This is a genomic window from Lysinibacillus sp. FSL P4-0201, from assembly GCF_038593425.1.
GTDB classification, from domain to species: Bacteria; Bacillota; Bacilli; order Bacillales_A; family Planococcaceae; genus Lysinibacillus; species Lysinibacillus capsici.
Genome location: NZ_CP151995.1, coordinates 3,545,373 through 3,561,323, shown reverse-complemented (window position 1 = coordinate 3,561,323; position 15,951 = coordinate 3,545,373). Strand labels below are relative to the sequence as shown.

At 39.9% G+C, this 15,951-nt stretch carries 13 protein-coding genes, 20 tRNA genes and 1 rRNA gene; 27 read left to right on the top strand and 7 right to left on the bottom strand.

The window, feature by feature from the left end:
- Nucleotides 1-93: 93 nt before the first annotated feature.
- Genes nadA through nadB form a run of 3 tightly spaced genes read right to left on the bottom strand, consistent with a single transcriptional unit; the run spans nt 94 to nt 3,587 of the window.
- Nucleotides 94-1,197 carry a quinolinate synthase NadA gene (nadA, locus tag MKY76_RS17845; RefSeq protein ID WP_259951314.1) on the bottom strand — a complete coding sequence of 368 codons (1,104 nt, stop codon included), beginning with the start codon at nt 1,195-1,197 and terminating at the stop codon, nt 94-96.
- Entirely contained in the window at nt 1,184-2,044 is an 861-nt protein-coding gene (gene nadC / locus MKY76_RS17840) for a carboxylating nicotinate-nucleotide diphosphorylase (RefSeq protein WP_048395910.1), read from the bottom strand. The genes nadA and nadC overlap by 14 nt, the downstream gene beginning before the upstream one ends.
- Complete coding sequence (gene nadB / locus MKY76_RS17835; protein ID WP_048395908.1) at nt 2,025-3,587, bottom strand: L-aspartate oxidase; 1,563 nt, start codon at nt 3,585-3,587, stop codon at nt 2,025-2,027. Before nadB ends, nadC begins: the two co-directional genes overlap by 20 nt.
- A gap of 100 nt (nt 3,588-3,687) precedes the next feature.
- Between nadB and MKY76_RS17830 the strand changes: the two genes are divergently transcribed.
- The 22 genes from MKY76_RS17830 to MKY76_RS17725 all read left to right on the top strand — a co-directional run bounded on the left by MKY76_RS17830 (nt 3,688) and on the right by MKY76_RS17725 (nt 7,018).
- The gene (locus MKY76_RS17830) at nt 3,688-4,758 is read left to right on the top strand and encodes a cysteine desulfurase family protein (protein ID WP_342557918.1); all 1,071 of its coding nucleotides are present in this window, start codon (nt 3,688-3,690) and stop codon (nt 4,756-4,758) included.
- A gap of 278 nt (nt 4,759-5,036) precedes the next feature.
- Nucleotides 5,037-5,152: ribosomal RNA gene (gene rrf, locus MKY76_RS17825) — 5S ribosomal RNA — on the top strand.
- Nucleotides 5,153-5,162: 10 nt separating this feature from the next.
- Nucleotides 5,163-5,238: transfer RNA gene (locus tag MKY76_RS17820), tRNA-Val, on the top strand.
- Nucleotides 5,239-5,241: 3 nt separating this feature from the next.
- Nucleotides 5,242-5,317: transfer RNA gene (locus MKY76_RS17815), tRNA-Thr, on the top strand.
- Between the two features lie 7 nt (nt 5,318-5,324).
- Nucleotides 5,325-5,400: transfer RNA gene (locus tag MKY76_RS17810), tRNA-Lys, on the top strand.
- 17 nt (nt 5,401-5,417) lie between these two features.
- Nucleotides 5,418-5,502, top strand: a tRNA-Leu gene (locus MKY76_RS17805).
- A gap of 36 nt (nt 5,503-5,538) precedes the next feature.
- Nucleotides 5,539-5,613, top strand: a tRNA-Gly gene (locus MKY76_RS17800).
- 5 nt (nt 5,614-5,618) lie between these two features.
- Nucleotides 5,619-5,707, top strand: a tRNA-Leu gene (locus MKY76_RS17795).
- Between the two features lie 8 nt (nt 5,708-5,715).
- Nucleotides 5,716-5,792, top strand: a tRNA-Arg gene (locus MKY76_RS17790).
- A 9-nt stretch (nt 5,793-5,801) separates the two neighbouring features.
- Nucleotides 5,802-5,878, top strand: a tRNA-Pro gene (locus tag MKY76_RS17785).
- A 16-nt stretch (nt 5,879-5,894) separates the two neighbouring features.
- Nucleotides 5,895-5,970, top strand: a tRNA-Ala gene (locus tag MKY76_RS17780).
- 28 nt (nt 5,971-5,998) lie between these two features.
- Nucleotides 5,999-6,072: transfer RNA gene (locus MKY76_RS17775), tRNA-Met, on the top strand.
- Nucleotides 6,073-6,079: 7 nt separating this feature from the next.
- Nucleotides 6,080-6,156: transfer RNA gene (locus tag MKY76_RS17770), tRNA-Ile, on the top strand.
- 15 nt (nt 6,157-6,171) lie between these two features.
- A tRNA-Ser gene (locus tag MKY76_RS17765) sits at nt 6,172-6,264 on the top strand.
- A 53-nt stretch (nt 6,265-6,317) separates the two neighbouring features.
- Nucleotides 6,318-6,392, top strand: a tRNA-Met gene (locus tag MKY76_RS17760).
- A gap of 3 nt (nt 6,393-6,395) precedes the next feature.
- Nucleotides 6,396-6,471, top strand: a tRNA-Asp gene (locus tag MKY76_RS17755).
- A gap of 58 nt (nt 6,472-6,529) precedes the next feature.
- A tRNA-Phe gene (locus MKY76_RS17750) sits at nt 6,530-6,605 on the top strand.
- A 5-nt stretch (nt 6,606-6,610) separates the two neighbouring features.
- Nucleotides 6,611-6,684, top strand: a tRNA-Gly gene (locus MKY76_RS17745).
- Between the two features lies 1 nt (nt 6,685).
- Nucleotides 6,686-6,762, top strand: a tRNA-Ile gene (locus MKY76_RS17740).
- A gap of 4 nt (nt 6,763-6,766) precedes the next feature.
- Nucleotides 6,767-6,843, top strand: a tRNA-Asn gene (locus MKY76_RS17735).
- A 10-nt stretch (nt 6,844-6,853) separates the two neighbouring features.
- Nucleotides 6,854-6,944 (top strand) — tRNA-Ser (locus MKY76_RS17730).
- Nucleotides 6,945-6,946: 2 nt separating this feature from the next.
- Nucleotides 6,947-7,018, top strand: a tRNA-Glu gene (locus MKY76_RS17725).
- Between the two features lie 143 nt (nt 7,019-7,161).
- Here MKY76_RS17725 and MKY76_RS17720 read toward each other — a convergent pair.
- Genes MKY76_RS17720 through MKY76_RS17710 form a run of 3 tightly spaced genes read right to left on the bottom strand, consistent with a single transcriptional unit; the run spans nt 7,162 to nt 10,028 of the window.
- Complete coding sequence (locus MKY76_RS17720) at nt 7,162-7,956, bottom strand: ABC transporter ATP-binding protein (RefSeq protein WP_054549894.1); 795 nt, start codon at nt 7,954-7,956, stop codon at nt 7,162-7,164.
- Nucleotides 7,957-7,971: 15 nt separating this feature from the next.
- Entirely contained in the window at nt 7,972-9,027 is a 1,056-nt protein-coding gene (locus MKY76_RS17715; protein WP_342556915.1) for an iron ABC transporter permease, read from the bottom strand.
- On the bottom strand, nt 9,027-10,028 hold the full coding sequence (locus tag MKY76_RS17710; protein ID WP_048391034.1) for an iron ABC transporter permease: 1,002 nt from the start codon (nt 10,026-10,028) through the stop codon (nt 9,027-9,029). Before MKY76_RS17710 ends, MKY76_RS17715 begins: the two co-directional genes overlap by 1 nt.
- Nucleotides 10,029-10,172: 144 nt before the next feature.
- Here MKY76_RS17710 and MKY76_RS17705 point away from each other — a divergent pair, with 144 nt between their 5' ends.
- The 5 genes from MKY76_RS17705 (at nt 10,173) to MKY76_RS17685 (ending at nt 14,921) form a co-directional block, all read left to right on the top strand.
- Nucleotides 10,173-11,168 carry an iron-siderophore ABC transporter substrate-binding protein gene (locus MKY76_RS17705; RefSeq protein ID WP_048391036.1) on the top strand — a complete coding sequence of 332 codons (996 nt, stop codon included), beginning with the start codon at nt 10,173-10,175 and terminating at the stop codon, nt 11,166-11,168.
- A gap of 135 nt (nt 11,169-11,303) precedes the next feature.
- On the top strand, nt 11,304-12,518 hold the full coding sequence (locus tag MKY76_RS17700) for a diaminopropionate ammonia-lyase (protein WP_342556914.1): 1,215 nt from the start codon (nt 11,304-11,306) through the stop codon (nt 12,516-12,518).
- 142 nt (nt 12,519-12,660) lie between these two features.
- A complete protein-coding gene (locus tag MKY76_RS17695; protein ID WP_342556913.1) occupies nt 12,661-13,422 on the top strand; it encodes a MerR family transcriptional regulator in 762 nt (253 codons plus the stop codon).
- A gap of 75 nt (nt 13,423-13,497) precedes the next feature.
- A complete protein-coding gene (locus MKY76_RS17690) occupies nt 13,498-13,947 on the top strand; it encodes a TraR/DksA C4-type zinc finger protein (protein ID WP_054549898.1) in 450 nt (149 codons plus the stop codon).
- A gap of 47 nt (nt 13,948-13,994) precedes the next feature.
- A complete protein-coding gene (locus MKY76_RS17685; RefSeq protein WP_066038114.1) occupies nt 13,995-14,921 on the top strand; it encodes a dipeptidase in 927 nt (308 codons plus the stop codon).
- A 12-nt stretch (nt 14,922-14,933) separates the two neighbouring features.
- Here MKY76_RS17685 and MKY76_RS17680 read toward each other — a convergent pair whose 3' ends face one another.
- Nucleotides 14,934-15,854, bottom strand: a complete 921-nt coding sequence (locus MKY76_RS17680; protein ID WP_054549900.1) for a 1,4-dihydroxy-2-naphthoate polyprenyltransferase — start codon at nt 15,852-15,854, stop codon at nt 14,934-14,936.
- Nucleotides 15,855-15,951 lie beyond the last annotated feature (97 nt).

Genomic DNA, 15,951 nt, shown 5'->3' with positions numbered 1-15,951 from the left:
TGGAAGCCATTAGCACTATTAGAAGTAGGTGTTATGTCAACAAAAACAGAAAGGTTATATCTTCAACCTTTCTGTTTAAAAAGTTTTAACTATTTATCCTCTGGCTAGCATTCTTTCAAGTGAACTAAGTGCTTCAGAGGTAGTATATTCATCTACTTGTATACGGTTATGAGGTTGACCTTGCTCAATACTTTCTAAGCTCCATAACAAATGTGGAAGGTCAATTCGATTCATTGTTAAACAAGGACAAAAGTTTTCGTTTAAGGAGACAATATGTTTATCAGGATGCTGCTTAATAATGCGATTGACAAGGTTCATTTCTGTTCCAATTGCCCATGCAGATCCGCTTGGAGCTCGATTGATTGTATCAATAATGTATTTTGTGGAGCCTGCATCATCAGCCGCTGCAACCACTTCACGGCTGCACTCAGGGTGAACAATTATCCTCATAGTCGGGTGTTCTTTGCGAATAACCTCTGTATGTTGAACAGTAAAACCTTCGTGCACAGAGCAGTGACCCTTCCAAAGAATAACCTGGATATTTTCAAGTGGCTCTTTTGTTTCGAGCAAGTTCTTATGCGGATTCCAAACAGCCATATTTTCAAGAGGTATACCTAAATCATAGGCAGTATTTCTTCCTAAATGTTGGTCAGGTAAAAAGAAGATACGCTGTTTTTGGGTAAAAGCCCATTGAACAAGTTCCTTTGCATTCGATGAAGTGACACAAGCACCACCATGTCTTCCAGTAAAGGCTTTAATAGCCGCAGTTGAGTTAACATAGGTTAGAGGAATAATCGTATCACCAAAGAGTTCTTGAAGAATTGGCCATGCTTGTTCAGTTTGATAAATATCAGCCATATCAGCCATTGAACATCCAGCGCGCATATCTGGTAAATAGACATGTTGCTGTTTCGTTGTCAGCATATCAGCAGTCTCTGCCATAAAATGTACACCGCAAAATACGATGTGTTCAGCTTCCTTATTTGCTGCGGATAATTGAGCTAACTGTAAAGAATCCCCAGTTGCATCTGCAAATTGAATGACTTCATCTTTTTGATAATGGTGGCCAGGAATAAATAATTTAGGACCTAATTTTTTCTTTATTGATAAAATACGAGATTCCATTTCCTTTACAGATAGTGCCCGATAATGCTCTGGGAGTAATGTCGTCTGTTGTAATAAACTAGTGATGGACAAGGGAATGATCTCCTTTCATTTGAACGAGTGCACTAATATCAAAAGCTTTAACTGAATGTGTTAAGGAGCCAAGTGAAATCCATTGAATACCCGTTTGGGCATAAGCCTTTAAATTTTCAAGTGTGATGCCCCCAGATGCTTCAGTCGCAATAGTGGGAGGAACAATGGGAAGCCATGCACGGATTTCTTCTGGGCTACGGTTATCAAACATAATAATATCTGCTCCTGCGTTGATAGCTTCTTCTAATTGTTCTTTTGTTTCAATTTCAACTTCAATTTTTACGGTATGACCGACTTTCGCTCTAGCGGTCTGAACTGCCTTTGTAATGCTACCAGCAAAGGCAATATGATTGTCCTTTAGCATAATTGCGTCATACAGGCCATTTCGATGATTAAAAGCACCACCAATTCTAACAGCATATTTATCTAGCATACGCAGTCCTGGTAGTGTTTTACGCGTATCACATATTTTTGCGTGAGTACCTACTGTTTCTTGAACGGCAAGATGGGCAGCCGTTGCAATAGCAGACATACGTTGAATAAGATTTAAAATGACACGCTCACCGATTAATAATTTTTGTAAGGGACCTTTAATCACAGCGAGTACATCACCTGACTTCACCATCTCTCCATCTTTTGTATGAAGGTTGACTTCGATTGATCGATCGAGTAAGAGAAAGCCATGCTCAATAATGTTAGCCCCACAAAAAATTCCGCTTTCTTTCGCGTAAAAAGAAAAAGCTCCCTGTTGTTCGGCTGAAAAGATAAATTCACTCGATAAATCTCCATCTCCTAAATCCTCATTAAAAAATTGCTTGAGCATTTCCTCAAGTTTGATGATATTCATACAATGAGTTCCTCACTTTCATTTGTCCTTGCGAAAAAATAATCCATCGACTTGCCCATTGTGATTTCATTTCGGATTTATCCTTCCGAATATGAGCTCCTCTTGTTTCCGTTCGCGTAATTGCTGCATGTGCCATTAATGTGGCGACTACATGCATCATAAATAATTCCAACTCAGCTAGTTCTAGACCCTTTAAATTAACTTGAATAAGTGATTGCAAGGAGGGTAGTTGCTTTACAAAATGTTGCAAGTCATCAATATTTCTAACAATACCTAGGAACCGCATCATGTGTTGCTGTAATTGGGGTTTGCTAAATAAAGGTGGCATTTTATCAGGACATTGATGCTTTTCCAGTAAAAAGTTTTTTTGATGACACCCTTTTTGAATAATGAACTGCGCCATTTTTTGACCAAATGTAATACCTTCCAATAGGGAGTTACTTGCTAAACGATTCGCACCATGTACGCCTGTACAGGCAACCTCACCGACTGCATATAAGTTCGGTATAGTAGTTCTTCCTTTGTCATCAGCAATAACACCACCCATCAAGAAATGACTTCCTGGAGCCACGGGGATTAGACCATCTTGTAAATGAACGTGATGAACATGGCACAGCTGAGCAATTGTTGGAAACTTTGCTTCAAAGTCTTGAATGTTAGTGATATCAATAAACGTTTCTTCACCCGCTGCACGTTTTGTAAATAGGGCAAGTGCAGTAATATGTCTTGGTGCTAGGTCAAGTTGAGCATGTAAACCTGTCATAATGGGCTGATGCTGGGCATTAACAAAAATACCACCAGCCCCTCTGACAGCTTCAGAAACTAATCCCTTTGCTTCATTTTTACACCACAGAAGACTCGGGTGAAATTGCATAAATTCCATATCACTAATGGCAGCGCCTGCTCGAAATGCTAATGCGATCCCATCCCCTGTATTAGTTGGAAAATTAGATGTACTTGAATAAAGGGCACCTGCGCCACCTGTCGCTAAAATAACATGATGAGCCAAATAACGTTTTGTACCTTTTTCTCCTTTAGTTAGTACTCCTACACAGTCACCATCTGTATTCCGTAAAAGCTCATAAGCCATTTCATAGCAATTGATCTTTGTTTTGGGCGAAAGTTTATGAAGCAAGTAATCTATGAAAATCTGACCAGTACGATCACCACCTGCATGTAGAATACGATGATGACTATGTGCTCCTTCAAGTCCTAGAGCAGGTTTTCCATCGACCTGCCGATCAACAGGGAGGCCATCCTTTAGATAGTTTTGCATAATCTCAGTGCCATTTTTTATAAGTGTTTTAACATGCCTTTTCTCATGATGATACTCTCCAGCTTTCAATGTATCAGCAATATGATGTTGAATATGATCCTCCTCACTGGTAACAGCAGCAATCCCACCTTGTGCACGATAAGAACTACTCATATATATAGATGATTTTGTAACAATTTGTATTTGAAAATGTTTTTCAAGCACTAAAGCAGCCTGAAGTGCAGCAATACCACTACCAATTATAAGGACGTCTGTCTTTACATCCATCGTTATACCTTCTTTACAGTTGTCTTGACACTTATCTTTACATAAAATATAAAAGAAAACAAGACCTGATGAACAAGAGAGGAAGAAGACGATGATTTATATGGATTATGCTGCAACATCACCTATGATGAGGGAATCTCTTGAGGCATATGTAGAGGTGGCACAACGGTATTATGGAAATAGTGCGAGTTTGCATGATTTAGGCGGACAAGCTTTTTATTTTGTCCAGCAATCAAGGGAGGTTGTAGCCCAAGCCCTAGGTGTAACTAGTGATGGCGTAATTTTTACGGGTAGTGGAACAGAAGGAAATCTCATAGCCATCTTGTCGTTAGCGCTAGCCTCAAAAAAAGGAAAACACATTATTTCATCTCAAGCTGAGCATACGTCAGTGCATGCGGCTTTGAATACACTTGAGAAAAAGGGCTTTACTGTAACAAAATTACCTTTGCAGAAGGATGGTTGTGTTGATCTGGGGCAATTGCAACAAGCAATCCGGGAAGAGACTGCTTTGATTACCATTCAACATGTCAATTCTGAAATTGGTTCAATCCAGCCTGTAGAGAAAATCGTAAAGATGGCAAGAAAATCAAATATATTCTGTCATGTTGATTGTGTACAATCATTTGGCAAACTAGCTATACCAAAAGGGGTAGATGCGATTACCATCTCGGCTCATAAAATAGGCGGACCAAAGGGCTGTGGTGCTATATATCTGAACCCTGCAATCAGAGTACCTGCATTAACACCAGGTTTGACACATGAGAGGGGTCTTAGAGGGGGGACATTAGATACTCCTGCAATCGTGGCCTTTGCCGCGGCAATTGAAAACTATCAATATGAATTGCAACATTATGAAACGCTAAGAAATTATTTTGAAAATAATTTACCTGAAAAATGTCAGCTCGTTGAGTGTAAACAGCAACTACCTAATATTTGTGGGGTAATGATGGAAAAAGTAGAGGGGCAATATGTTCTTTTAAAGTTAAATGAGGCGGGAATCTGTATCTCTACAGGAAGTGCATGTGATATTCATAGTGAATCGGGAACAAAGGCTATTCTATCAATGGGGTTCTCTTTGGAAGCGGCACGCCAATTTTTTAGAATATCTTTTGGTCCTTCCACTACACTTGAGGATATTGTAAAATTAAAAATAGAGCTTTCAAATATTTAACGAAAAGACGAGTGAAGGATTATCTATATTCTTCACTTGTAGTGAAATAGATTATAAGTTAATAATATCGGCCAAATAAAATAATTGTTTTCTTTTGAACCAACAATTGCTATAATATTTTGCAGGGCAATATTTTCTCTTACTTAACAAAAATATCTTTAAAAAGTAATAATTTCTTTTTTTTATAAAAAAGTATTGCACAATGTTAGAAAACGTTATACAATAATTCTTGTCTTGAAGGACAGGTAAACAACTTCAAAACAAGATACATAACAAAGTCTAGTGATGATGGCAAAGAGGTCACACCCGTTCCCATACCGAACACGGAAGTTAAGCTCTTTAGCGCCGATGGTAGTTGGGGGCTTCCCCCTGTGAGAGTAGGACGTCGCTAGGCATAATACCCAGGAGGATTAGCTCAGCTGGGAGAGCATCTGCCTTACAAGCAGAGGGTCGGCGGTTCGAGCCCGTCATCCTCCACCATATGCCGGTTTAGCTCAGCAGGTAGAGCAACTGACTTGTAATCAGTAGGTCGTGGGTTCGATTCCTATAGCCGGCACCATTTTTTCGAGCCATTAGCTCAGTTGGTAGAGCATCTGACTTTTAATCAGAGGGTCGAAGGTTCGAGTCCTTCATGGCTCACCATTTATAAATAATAATAAGCGGGTGTGGCGGAATTGGCAGACGCACTAGACTTAGGATCTAGCGCCGCAAGGCGTGGGGGTTCGACTCCCTTCACCCGCACCATTATTTTCATTGCCAGATAAAAAAGCTTATGCACATGCGGAAGTAGTTCAGTGGTAGAACACCACCTTGCCAAGGTGGGGGTCGCGAGTTCGAACCTCGTCTTCCGCTCCAAATGTGCCGGGGTGGCGGAACTGGCAGACGCACAGGACTTAAAATCCTGCGGTAGGTGACTACCGTACCGGTTCGATTCCGGTCCTCGGCACCATTTTAAATGCGCCCGTAGCTCAATTGGATAGAGCGTCTGACTACGGATCAGAAGGTTATGGGTTCGACTCCTGTCGGGCGCGCCAAAAGAACAACGGGAAGTAGCTCAGCTTGGTAGAGCACTTGGTTTGGGACCAAGGGGTCGCAGGTTCGAATCCTGTCTTCCCGACCATTTCCAAAAAGATTATGGGGCCTTAGCTCAGCTGGGAGAGCGCCTGCCTTGCACGCAGGAGGTCAGCGGTTCGATCCCGCTAGGCTCCACCATAAGTAAATTAACCAGTATAAAGATCCTGGCGGCGTAGCTCAGCTGGCTAGAGCGTACGGTTCATACCCGTAAGGTCGGGGGTTCGATCCCCTCTGCCGCCATCTTAAAGGACCTTTAGCTCAGTTGGTTAGAGCAGACGGCTCATAACCGTCCGGTCGCAGGTTCGAGTCCTGCAAGGTCCACCATTTATATATTGTAACGGAGGTATACCCAAGTCTGGCTGAAGGGATCGGTCTTGAAAACCGACAGGCGGGTAACACCGCGCGGGGGTTCGAATCCCTCTACCTCCTCCAGTTTTAAATTTTTATAAATGGTGCTTTAAAAACTCGAAACAACATAAAATTATCGCGGGGTGGAGCAGTGGTAGCTCGTCGGGCTCATAACCCGAAGGTCGTTGGTTCAAATCCGGCCCCCGCAACCAAAAGGTCCCGTGGTGTAGCGGTTAACATGCCTGCCTGTCACGCAGGAGATCGCCGGTTCGATCCCGGTCGGGACCGCCATTTTTAAAATAAAAGTCATGAGAAGCAAAAAAGTGAGCAAGCTTAGCATGGACGAAATGGGTCAGTAGCTCAGTTGGTAGAGCATTAGATTGAAGCTCTAAGTGTCGGCGGTTCGATTCCGTCCTGACCCACCATTTATGCGGGTGTAGTTTAATGGTAAAACCTCAGCCTTCCAAGCTGATGTCGTGGGTTCGATTCCCATCACCCGCTCCAAGGGCCTATAGCTCAGCTGGTTAGAGCGCACGCCTGATAAGCGTGAGGTCGATGGTTCGAGTCCATTTAGGCCCACCATTATTCCGAAGTAGCTCAGTTGGTAGTAGCACCTGACTGTTAATCAGGTTGTCGCAGGTTCGAGTCCTGCCTTCGGAGCCATTTTTATTTTGGGGAAGTACTCAAGAGGCTGAAGAGGCGCCCCTGCTAAGGGTGTAGGTCGGGTAACCGGCGCGAGGGTTCAAATCCCTCCTTCTCCGCCATGGGCCCGTTGGTCAAGTGGTTAAGACACCGCCCTTTCACGGCGGTAACACGGGTTCGAATCCCGTACGGGTCATACTAAGTGCAGTAGATGAATTTACATCTACTGCACTTTTTAATTTACTTGATATTTAGATTTATAACATAGCTATAATAAATGAAAGCCTACACAGAATGATTAAACTGTGTAGGCTTGTTTGTTGTTTTTTAAATTAGTGATTAAATTTTTCGTCCTTTTCCATATGGGATGCAAAGAGGTGTACCAAAGATTGGATCTGTCGTCATTTGGCAATCAAGGTCAAACACATGATTAACTAAATCAGTGGTCATAATTTCTTCTGGTTTCCCTTGACGATAGACACCACGGTCACGCACTGTAATAATATGATCGGCATAGCGACAAGCAAGATTAATATCATGTAGTACCATAATAATAGTTCGCTTTTGCTGTTGGTTCAATTCGAATAGTAAATCTAAAACGTCTATTTGATGAGTTAAATCTAAGTATGTCGTAGGCTCGTCTAAAAGAATGATATCTGTATCTTGAGCAAGCGTCATAGCTATCCAAGCACGTTGACGTTGTCCTCCTGATAGCTCATCTACTGGTCTATCTTGTAAATGCTCTGTACCTGTAGCTTTTAAAGCGCTTAAAACGATTTCTTCATCCTTTTCAGTCCACTGTTGTCGCCAACTTTGGTAAGGATAGCGACCTTGTTTCACAAGTTGTAGGACAGTTAAGCCTTCTGGTGCAACAGGAGATTGAGGAAGAATAGAGAGGTTTTTAGCCACTTGTTTTGTAGATAATTTAAAAATATCCTCACCGTCTAATAAAACGGAGCCTTTTTTAGGTTTTAATAATCGAGCAATGGAGCGTAAGAGTGTGGATTTACCACAGCCATTCGCTCCGATTAATACAGTAATTTCATTCAAAGGAATAGATAAATTGAGATCTTCGATAATATTGAAATCACCATAACTTAATGTTAGAGATTTGGTTAATAAAGATTCAGTCATGTAGTATAGACTCCTTTATTTTTTAGGGTTTCTAAATAATAAATAGATAAAGTAAGGAGCACCGATAGCAGCAGTAAAGACGCCTGCGGGTACTTCTAATGGGCTAAATGCTGTACGACCTATAATATCTGCAACCATTACAAGCAATGCACCAATTGCTGCGGATGCCGGAATAAGTACACCGAACGATGAACCAACAATGCGTCGTGCAATATGAGGAGCCATTAATCCTACAAACCCAATAGCACCAGCAAATGCTATGGCACTCGCTACTAAACTGGAGCATAATAGAATTAAGTAAAGGCGTGTTTTTTGAACAGGCTGCCCTAGGCTTGATGCTGTATCATCACCTAATTCTTGAACATTTAACTGCCGAGTAATAAAAAAGGTGATAAGTAGAAGTACAAAAATCAATGGAACAACGATTTGTACTTGATCCCAATCCGAACTTTTGACACTACCCGTAATCCATTTATTCGCTTCACTTGCTTGATAAATTGGGCCGATAATCATTAACATTGTAGTAACTGCTTGCATGAATGCCGACACGCTAATACCGATTAAGACAAGACGATTTGGTGTGACACCATCTTTCCAAGCAAATAGGTAGACTATACATCCGACGATAGTAGCACCTATGAATCCTGCTAATGGCAACCACTCTATACTAACTGTTAAAGAGTGATTAGAATCACTGAAAATGGCTAAGAAACCAACAACCGCTGCCCCACCACCAGCAGATATGCCGATTATATCAGGTGAGGCAAGTGGATTTTTAATGATTCCTTGTAAAACTGCACCTGCGACGGCTAACGCCATTCCAGCAAACAAGGCCATGAAAATTCGAGGCATTCGAAAATCAATAATAATCAGTTGATCAAAATCTGAGCCGTAACCAAAAAAAGCTTGTAAAACTTTAAATGGATTGATGAATGAATCACCAAATGATGCACTAAGAAAGAACACGGCAAGAGTTAGTATGCAAATCACTGTTAATTTTTTTATAGCTTGTACATCTATTAAAAATGAAATTTTTTGTTGAAGTAAACGAATTGTTTTTACATGTTTCATTATTTTTTTCCACCTTTTCGCGCAAGGTAAATAAAGAATGGTGTGCCAATCATAGCAGTCATGACGCCTACTGGAACTTCTTGTGGCATGATAATATAACGAGCCGCAACATCAGCCAGCAATAAAAGTATCCCCCCAAGTAAAGCAGCCATAGGAATAAGCCATCGATGATCAGTGCCGACAAACTTGCGCGCAAAATGGGGAACGACAATCCCTATAAAACCAATGGGGCCAGCAATTGCAACTGCTCCCCCTGCTAAAAAAATAACAATAAGACCGACCAATATCTTCATAAGTCCTAAACGTAAACCAAGACCTCTTGCTACATCATCGCCAAGAGCGAGAATATTCATTTTGGGGGAAATGATGAGGGCAGCAATCCACCCAATTACTAGATACGGTAGAACAGATAGTAGAATTTCAAGTTTTCTACCTTGTACAGAACCTGCTAACCAAAACAAAACTTGATCAAGCTCTGCTTCATTTGTAGCGAGTAAACCTTGCGTAAATGATGCAAATAGGGCACTGATGGCAGCACCAGCTAAAGTTATTTTCACTGGAGTAACAGCATCTCTACCTGAGAAACTAATTCCATAAACGGATAAAGCAGCGATTGCTGCACCAAGAAATGCAATCCACGCAAAAGATTGCAAGCTTGAAATGTGGAAAAAAATCATGGCAAAGACAACAGCAAAGCCTGCTCCTGCATTAATGCCCAAAATTCCAGGAGAGGCTAATGGATTTTTCGTTAAGGTCTGCATAAGCACGCCTGTAATAGCTAATGAAGCACCAACGCAACTGGCAATAAGAGCTCTTGGAATTCGAACATTTTGAATAATAAGATGCTCATTTGAATTGTTAAATTGTCTAAAAGATTCATACGTAGTTTGAATAGAAGTATTTGCATAACCATACACAATACTGATCCCCATAGAAAGAAGTAATAGTATGACTCCTACTAGTAAAGCAATCATTTTAGAATAATTATTTTTTAATATCATATTTAACGTGTACTCTTTTCTTGGAAAATTATTAAATTAGTTATTGACATTGATAGTTACATACAATACGATTAATATCGTTCTTAGACAGATGAAAGTGATTTTCATTCTCGTCAAATATGCTTAAATATTTTATCATATACAATGGAGGAAGAAAAGGTGCAAAAAGCTTTTCAAAAACTATTAGTTTTACTAGCTGTGGTTGCTATTTTTGTTCTGGCAGCATGCGGTACTTCTAAAGATAATGCCAAAGAAGAAAGTACAAAAGAAAGCAATGCTTACAGTGTTGACCATGCAATGGGAACAACTGAAGTAAAAGACACACCAAAACGTATCGTTGTTTTAACTAATGAAGGAACAGAGGCATTATTAGCTCTAGGTATTAAACCAGTAGGTGCTGTTCAATCTTGGACAGGCGATCCATGGTATGATCACATCAAGGATCAAATGGAAGGTGTAGAGGTTGTCGGTATTGAACATGAAATAAATATCGAAAAAATTGCTTCTTTAAAGCCAGATTTAATCATTGGCAATAAATTACGACAAGAAAAAGATTATGCTAAACTTAGCAAAATTGCTCCAACTGTGTTTTCTGATACATTACGTGGTGACTGGAAAGAGAATTTTAAATTATACGCTAAAGCAGTAAATCAAGAAACAAAAGGTGAAGAAGTTCTAAAAGCTTACGAAGATAAGTTACAAGCTCTGAAAGAAGAACTTGGAGAACAAACCAACCAAGAAGTTTCGTTTGTACGCTTTATGGCCGATAAATCTCGTATCTATTACACAGATTCATTCTCAGGTGTGATTTTTGATGCTTTAGGATTTAAACGTGTTGCAGCGCAAGCAGATTTATTTAAAGATAATGCTAAACTAGGAAACTTAGCGATTGAAGTAGGGAAAGAAGCGATCCCTCAAATGGATGGGGATGTTATTTTCTACTTCACGTACATGCCAACAGGCGATGATTCAGCACTAGCAACTGAACAAGAGTGGACACAAGACCCGCTTTGGAAAAACTTAACAGCAGTCCAAAAAGGCAATGCACATAAGGTGGATGATGTCATTTGGAATACGGCTGGAGGCATTTTAGCTGCGAATATTATGCTAGATCAAGTGAAAGAAATCTTTGTTAAATAATTTACTTATAAACTATACATTTATCGATGTTCGATAAATGTATAGTTTTTTTACTTCCTAATATATACTCTCCTGGTACTTGTAAGTTAGATAGACTATGATGTAGATATTGACCGTAAATTGAGGGGGATGGCGATGAAGGAAAAATTAAGGTGGGTTTATAATCAGCATTATTTAGAGCAAGATCATATAAAACAAGCAACAGCAATACTTCCATATTTTTCACTAGATCAAGTGAGGAAAGTTGGTCAATTTCAGCGTACATATGAGCAATTTGAGAAGACACCACTCCATCATCTTGAGGCACTATCTTCATATATAGATGTAGAAAAAATTATGATTAAAGATGAATCTTATCGATTTGGTTTAAATGCCTTTAAAGTTTTAGGAGGTATTTATGCAATTGCGCAATATGTTGCCAATAAGCTTGGAAGGAATATAGAGGAGCTATCGTTTGAACAGTTAAAAACTCCAGAAGTAAGAGCGCAAGTAGGCAATTTAACATTTATTTCAACGACTGATGGAAATCATGGTCGTGGTGTGGCATGGGCTGCAAGAGAACTGGGTTTTCAAGCAAGAATATATATGCCAGCTGGTAGCGCCGCTGAGCGGTTACTGCATATTAAAAGTGAAGGGGCTTTTGCTGAAATTACGACAATGAATTATGACGATACTGTTCGTTATACCTCACAGCTTGCACTAGAAAATGGTTGGGTTTTGATTCAGGATACAATGTGGCAAGGCTATGATGAAATTCCATTATGGATTATGCAGGGGTATACAACCCTTGTACAGGAGATTGATGAACAGATTCAGCAAGCCCCAACACATGTATTTTTGCAAGCTGGTGTGGGGTCCTTTGCCGGAGCAGTAGTAGCATTTTTACAGCAATACTATGAGCAGGATATTACATTTGTCTTGGTTGAGCCACATGTCGCTAATTGCTATTATGAAAGCTTTAAGAAAAATACAGATCAATTTGTCACTGTTGGTGGGGAGATGCAAACTATAATGGCAGGTCTTGCTTGTGGTGAACCGAATCCACAGGCTTGGCAAATCTTAAAAGCCTACACAAAAATAAGTATCTCCTGTGAGGAAGAAATAGCAGCAACAGGTATGCGCGTTCTAGGAAATCCTTTAGCTACAGACACTCGCATTATAGCTGGTGAATCAGGAGCGGCGCCATTTGGTTGCTTTTATGAAATAATGACTAATGAACAATATAAGGAATTAAAACATGCCTTGCACCTAAATGAACAGGCAAGGGTGCTGTTTATTAATACAGAGGGTGATACAGATAAAGAGAGTTATCGAGAAATAGTATGGCATGGGAAATATGCGAATCAATAGCAAACTAGTGATTTACTAGTTTGCTATTTTCCTTTTGTAAAAGGATTTGAAAGTATAATTAAGTTTAATTAAATTTTTTTATTTTAACTCTTGACCTTAACGTTGCGTCAAAGCTTACAGTAGCATTAGTGGAGGTGATGAGATGGAATATACCATTCAGGAGCTTGCTCAACTATCGGGCGTTAGTACAAGAACATTGCGTTATTATGATGAAATTGGATTGCTGAAACCAGCAAGAACCAATGAGGTAGGTTATCGATTTTATGGCCAATGGGAGGTCGATATGTTGCAGCAGATTTTATTTTATCGTGCTTTGGATATGAAATTAGCGACAATTCAGGCTATTATTCAAGCACCAAATTTTCAGCATGCTGAGGCGCTCAAAACACATAGAGCTGCTTTGCTTCAACGCAAAGAGCAGTTGGAAACGATCTTACAGACAGTAGAAAAAACAATACAATCCATTGAGGAGGAACAACCATTGTCTAATGAAGAAAAATTTAAAGGCTTTAAAGAAAAGTTAATTGAGAATAACGAAAAGCAGTACGGCAAAGAAATCCGTGAGAAATATGGGAATGAAATAGTGGATGCATCCAATGCTAAGCTTATGAACATGACGGAGCAACAATATCAAGCGATGCAACAGCTAGAACAGCAAATGTTTGAACGTTTAGCAGAGGCAATGAAACTTGGAGATACAACAAGTGACATTGCAATGGAAGTTGCAGAGTTGCATAAACGCTGGCTCAACTTTACGTGGAAAGAGTATTCCAAAGAGGCACATGCAGGGCTGGCACAAATGTATATTGCCGATGAACGCTTTACAGCTTATTATGATGAGCGTGGTGAAACAGGAGCAGCGCAATTTTTGCATGACGCCATTATAGCTTATACAAGTAAGTAAATAGGTCTTCCTTATGCTGACATGTTTTAGAAATCGTAAAATAGGAAAAAATGAAAGCATGAGGAGGAGATTATTGTGGATCAACAAATAATGCAACAATTAAAAAGACAACTAGAGCAAGAATTACAAGAAATAGAACAACGAATAGAAGAATCAGAGCGACCTCAAGCGACAGAATTATCGAATTATGATAATCATCCAGCTGATAATGCAAGTGATTTAACGGATCAGCTTACAGAAATGGCTATTGATGAGCATCGTGGTGATAATGCTGAAGAAATAAAAGAAGCTCTTCAAGCAATGGCAGACGGTACATATGGCAATTGTACCGTCTGTGGTAAAGAAATTCCAATTGGTCGCTTAGAGGCAATGCCGCAAGCTCTGACATGTGTGGAACATGCAGAAAAGAAAGAAGACAATTTACGACCAGTGGAAGAAGATGTTCTTTCTTCGACACCAAAATCAGATGATTTTATTGAGCTGGAGGAATTCGGCTCTTCTGATACACCACAGGATAAAATTTAGTAAGTTTTTCCTCGCAGAAGCAGTATAATAACTGTAGAGGTGAGGATATGAAGATTATTGATTTACATTGTGATGCGCTTTTAAAGTTAACTACTCTTGAAACGGCTAATTTTGCTGAGGATGTACGAATACATGCTAATCAAAAAAGATTGCAATTAGGGCAAGTAGAGGCGCAAGTGTTCGCTATCTTTATTGACCCAAAAATCCCACAAAATTTGCAATTTCTTGAGGTCATGCGCCAAATCGAAGCATTCCATACTCACGTATTACAAACAGAGGGCATGGTGCATATTACAGATTGGGCACAGTTAGATCAATTAGCTCCACACGAAATAGGAGCCATTTTAAGCTTAGAGGGCTGTAGTGCCATTGGCGAAGATTTAACAAAACTGACAGCTGTACTGGATGCAGGGGTGAAGTTGGTAGGTTTAACATGGAATGAAGAAAATGCAGTGGCCCATGGTGCTGAACAGGATGCAACTCTTGGTTTAAAGCCATTTGGTAAAGAAGTTATACAATTATTAAATGAACGCGATATTATTATTGATGTGTCCCATCTAAATGAGCAAAGCTTTTGGGATGTCTTGCCGCTTGCAAAGCATATTATTGCAAGCCATAGTAATGCACGTGCACTATGTGATCACCCGCGTAACTTAACTGATGCCCAGGCAAAGGCACTTGTTGAGGCGGGAGGACATATCCATGTAGTTTATTTCCCACTCTTTATAGGCAAAGGTGCAACACTAGACCATTTAGTGGGGCATGTGGAGCATTTAGCTAAACTGGTAGGTGTGGAGCATATTGGATTAGGCTCCGATTTTGATGGGATTGATAGGACTGTCAGTGGCTTAGCCCATGCAGGAGAGGCACAAAATTTACTAGAGGCATTACGTACACGCTTTTCAGATGAAGAAGTGTATGGTATTGCAAGCCAAAATTTCCGACGCTATGTAAAAAAAGCAGCAACCCGTTAAGGCTGCCGCATCTTAATAAAAGAAATAATGAATTAATAAACCGATTCCTAATAGGAAGCCGAAGAATGTATTTGTTTGCGCTGTATATTTCATCGCAGGCATTACCTCTTTGGCTTCTTTTTTGTCTCGGAAAATTTGAATGGCACGTAATGGTTTTGGAACACTTAGGAAGATGATTAATGCCCAAAAAGTAATACCATCAACTGCTACAAGAGCAATCACCCATAAATAAGAGACGATAAAAAAGCCTGATAACACGGAAATTGCATTATCACGTCCTACCAAAATAGCTAAAGTTTTTCGTCCGCCTTCTGTATCGCCAACAATATCACGTATATTGTTCGATAGCATAATGGCACCGACTAAAATCATGCTTGGTACAGAGAGCAAGACAGCATCTAGTGTTACTGTAAGCGCTTGAATATAGAAGGCAATTAATACAATGCCCATCCCCATTACTGCGCCAGAAACAATTTCACCAAATGGCGAATAGGCGATTGGGTATGGTCCACCTGTATATAAAAAGCCAATAAGCATACAAACAAGTCCGACAACAGCTAACCACCAAGATGTTGAGGCACATATGTAAATGCCAAGAAGCATGGCAATAGCATAAAAGCTTAATGCAATCATCATAATTGTTTTTGGCTGTACACCATGACGGACAATCGTTCCGCCAATCCCGACGGAATGCTCGTTATCTAATCCTAATTTGTAATCATAATATTCATTGAACATATTCGTTGCTGCTTGTATAAGCATACTTGCAATGAGCATAGCAAAAAATAGTCCAAAATCAATTGTTTCTTTTTCAATTGCTAAGGCAATTGCTGTTCCTAGGAATACAGGAACAAATGAAGCGGTTAAAGTATGTGGACGTGTTAAATGCCACCACACTTTAAAACCCCTATCAGCTTCAATGACTTTGGTCATAAGGTCTTTCTCTCCTTCAAATGTTGTCGACTCTTCTTATTTTAAACGAAGATTGAGAAAATGGGTAGGTTCACAGCTTATTACATACTGTTTAATG

Coding starts and splice junctions, on each gene's coding strand:
- MKY76_RS17680 (WP_054549900.1), bottom strand. CDS start 15,854: ATGACCAAAGTCATTGAAGCTGATAGGGGTTTTAAAGTGTGGTGGCAT.
- MKY76_RS17700 (WP_342556914.1), top strand. CDS start 11,304: ATGAAGGAAAAATTAAGGTGGGTTTATAATCAGCATTATTTAGAGCAA.
- MKY76_RS17830 (WP_342557918.1), top strand. CDS start 3,688: ATGGATTATGCTGCAACATCACCTATGATGAGGGAATCTCTTGAGGCA.
- MKY76_RS17710 (WP_048391034.1), bottom strand. CDS start 10,028: ATGATATTAAAAAATAATTATTCTAAAATGATTGCTTTACTAGTAGGA.
- MKY76_RS17720 (WP_054549894.1), bottom strand. CDS start 7,956: ATGACTGAATCTTTATTAACCAAATCTCTAACATTAAGTTATGGTGAT.
- nadC (WP_048395910.1), bottom strand. CDS start 2,044: ATGAATATCATCAAACTTGAGGAAATGCTCAAGCAATTTTTTAATGAG.
- MKY76_RS17695 (WP_342556913.1), top strand. CDS start 12,661: ATGGAATATACCATTCAGGAGCTTGCTCAACTATCGGGCGTTAGTACA.
- MKY76_RS17705 (WP_048391036.1), top strand. CDS start 10,173: ATGGAGGAAGAAAAGGTGCAAAAAGCTTTTCAAAAACTATTAGTTTTA.
- MKY76_RS17715 (WP_342556915.1), bottom strand. CDS start 9,027: ATGAAACATGTAAAAACAATTCGTTTACTTCAACAAAAAATTTCATTT.
- nadB (WP_048395908.1), bottom strand. CDS start 3,587: ATGGATGTAAAGACAGACGTCCTTATAATTGGTAGTGGTATTGCTGCA.
- MKY76_RS17685 (WP_066038114.1), top strand. CDS start 13,995: ATGAAGATTATTGATTTACATTGTGATGCGCTTTTAAAGTTAACTACT.